Genomic DNA, 2,526 nt, shown 5'->3' with positions numbered 1-2,526 from the left:
GCCGCTCTCGACGGCATCGAAGCCCGCAAACTGGAGGTCGTCGCCGACGAGTGGAGCGCCCATATCAAGGCGTCACTGGCCGCCGACCCGAGCGCCTTCTACACCGCCTTCGGACGCGGCTGACGGCCAGCCGTACGGGAAATCGCTGCGCGTCAGAAGCGCGCTCAATTGCCGCGAGTCGCGCGCTGATCTGCGTGCCGACGCCCGACTCTGCCGATGACCGGTCGGCGGGTCCTCAGGTGAGGCAGAACTCGTTGCCCTCGATGTCCTGCATGACCATGCACGCGTCGGTGCCGTCGTACAGCAGTCGCTCGCGTCTCGCGCCGAGTGGGACGAGCCGAGCGCACTCGGCCTCGAGGGCGGCCAGCCGCTCTTCGCCCTCAAGGTCATAGGCGACCCGCACGTCGAGGTGGACGCGGTTCTTGGCCACCTTGCCTTCGGGCACGCGCTGGAAGTACAGACGCGGGCCGACCCCCGAGGGATCGACGCAGGCGAACCACGAGCCCTGCTCCTCGGGCGGCATCGAGTGCTGGAAGTCGTCCCACGTTCCGAAGCCCTCGAGAGGCGTCACGACGTACCCCAGCACCTCGCACCAGAACCGACCGACGCGCTCGGGTTCGATGCAGTCGAAGGTGACCTGGACCTGCTTGACCGATGGCATGGGACGACACCCTACGGCCGCCTGCTACCACCAGACTGGGTGGGGTATGCACTCCACATGGCGCTGGCTGGCGTTGGGAGACTCAAGTGCACGCTCATGCCGCTGGTCGCGCGGTCGCTGGTGGAAGCGCGGCTAGCAGCGGGTTTATGGTGGCCGGATGCTTGACCTGAGCAGGCTAGACCTGGAGGAGATCGCCACCGCGCTCGAAGACCAGACCGACTACGAGCACCGATGGCTGATCAACCCGCAGACCGGCGAGACCGTGTTCTGGACGACGGACGGCGGCATCGACGGACACACGCCCGTCGACCTTGACGACCTCGACCTGGTCGGCATCGACCCGCTGCCGTCCTACGTCTGGTACCAGGACATGGCCGACTTCGCCGAGAAGATCAGTAACGCGGCGGCCGGCCGCCGACTCGCGCGAGCTATCCAGGGCAAGGGCGCCTTCCGCCGGTTCAAGAACGAGTTGCACGAGGAGTATCCGCACCTGCTGCCGGCGTGGTACGCCTTCCGCGACGTGCGCGCAAAGCGGCGGGCTGTTGAATGGCTGGTCGACAACTCGCTGGTCAACGACGAAACGGGCGAGCGTTTCGTGGCCGAGCACCCCGATCCCGACCTTCCCTGAGCTGGCGCCCGCGCCCCGCGACTTCCTGTACGACGAACGTACGCATCTGCCGCCTTCCGGGTGTTACTTGGCGTTCTCTGTATGGGTGACACTCAACTTCTGTCGGGAACTGTCGGCCGCCGACTGGATCGCCCACAGCGACCTGCCGTGGCAGCAGCTTGTGGGACTCGGCCCTGCCGGCTTCGACGCCTACGCGCGGCTTCGGTTCCTGCCCGATCCGACATACCCCGGCCAAAGCGAAAATGACGTCGACGCGGACTGGCCCATTGACCAGCTGCCCACCCTTTTCGAGGTGCTGGCCACCCACACCACGACCCCCGAAGACTGCTACTTCTGCGTCTGGGAAGGCTTCGGCGACGCCGACGTCGCAGCCGACGACGGCGCCGTGTACATCGACAAAGAGAACACAGGCGCCCCGCTCGAGCGGCTCGGCGGCCAGCCGGGACTGGCACCCAGACCCGCTGCCCCGCCCTCGACACCGCGTGCGCCCAAGGTTGTGGTGCCCAACCGTGCGTACTGGTTGTTTCGAGGGCCGTTAGCCGACGTCGGCACCTGGGACACCGCTGCGGGGTGGCCGGGCCAGCGCCGTCTCAGCAACGCCGAGCCGGCATTCGCCTGGCCCGCCGATCACGCCTGGTGCGTGGCCAAGGACGTCGATCCGCACTGGGCCGGGATCGGCGGGACCCGGGCGCTGATCACCCAACTCACCACCGACCCGCGCCTTGACGTGGTTCCCGCCGAGCCCACCCAGGACCTGCCGCTCTACAGGTGAACAGCCCGGTGCGCAGTTGACGAGTGCTCTGCGGACCGCTGACAGGGCCTGCCGCGCTCAGGTCGGTACGCACGGATCGGGACTGCCCCGGGTTTGGTTGACTCGCGGGGTTGAGCAGTTCAGGCCGCGTGTGCGGGCCTGTTGATTGTCTCAAACTCGATCGGGGTGAGCTTGCCGAGGCGTCGTTGGCGTCGGCGGCGGTGGTAGGTGCGTTCGATCCAGGTCACGATCGCCAGGCGCAGTTCGTGGCGGGTGTGCCAGCGCTGCCGGTCCAGGACGTTGCGTTGCAGCAGGGCGAAGAACGACTCCATGGCGGCGTTGTCGCCGCAGGCTCCGACGCGGCCCATCGAGCCGGTCAATCCGTTGCGCCGTAACGCTTTGACGAACTTCTTCGACCGGAACTGGGCGAGTTCAATCGGTCGTTGCAACACCGGGCTGTTGTAGTGAGCGTAGCTGCTCGGCGAA

General features: G+C 67.2%; 4 protein-coding genes. 2 read left to right on the top strand and 2 right to left on the bottom strand.

What is annotated here, in order from left to right; translation table 11 throughout:
* Window positions 1–235: 235 nt before the first annotated feature.
* Window positions 236–661, bottom strand: coding sequence for a VOC family protein (locus tag ACFOW4_RS10310; protein ID WP_377526576.1), 426 nt, complete (start codon window positions 659–661; stop codon window positions 236–238).
* A gap of 157 nt (window positions 662–818) precedes the next feature.
* Between ACFOW4_RS10310 and ACFOW4_RS10305 the strand changes: the two genes are divergently transcribed.
* Both ACFOW4_RS10305 and ACFOW4_RS10300 read left to right on the top strand, forming a co-directional pair.
* Window positions 819–1,289 (top strand): UPF0158 family protein, encoded by a 471-nt coding sequence (locus ACFOW4_RS10305; protein ID WP_377526575.1) that lies wholly within the window; start codon window positions 819–821, stop codon window positions 1,287–1,289.
* A gap of 85 nt (window positions 1,290–1,374) precedes the next feature.
* Window positions 1,375–2,061: a hypothetical protein gene (locus ACFOW4_RS10300; RefSeq protein ID WP_377526573.1), complete on the top strand. Its 687-nt coding sequence runs from the start codon at window positions 1,375–1,377 to the stop codon at window positions 2,059–2,061.
* Window positions 2,062–2,180: 119 nt separating this feature from the next.
* Here ACFOW4_RS10300 and ACFOW4_RS10295 read toward each other — a convergent pair.
* The coding region (locus ACFOW4_RS10295; protein ID WP_377526572.1) for an integrase core domain-containing protein at window positions 2,181–2,526 on the bottom strand (346 nt) is incomplete at its 5' end.

The sequence above is a fragment of the Micromonospora sp. GCM10011542 genome, assembly GCF_042650685.1.
GTDB lineage: Bacteria > Actinomycetota > Actinomycetes > Mycobacteriales > Micromonosporaceae > Micromonospora.
The sequence above is the reverse complement of the archived record's forward strand: the minus strand, read 5'-3'. Positions and strand labels throughout refer to the sequence as shown.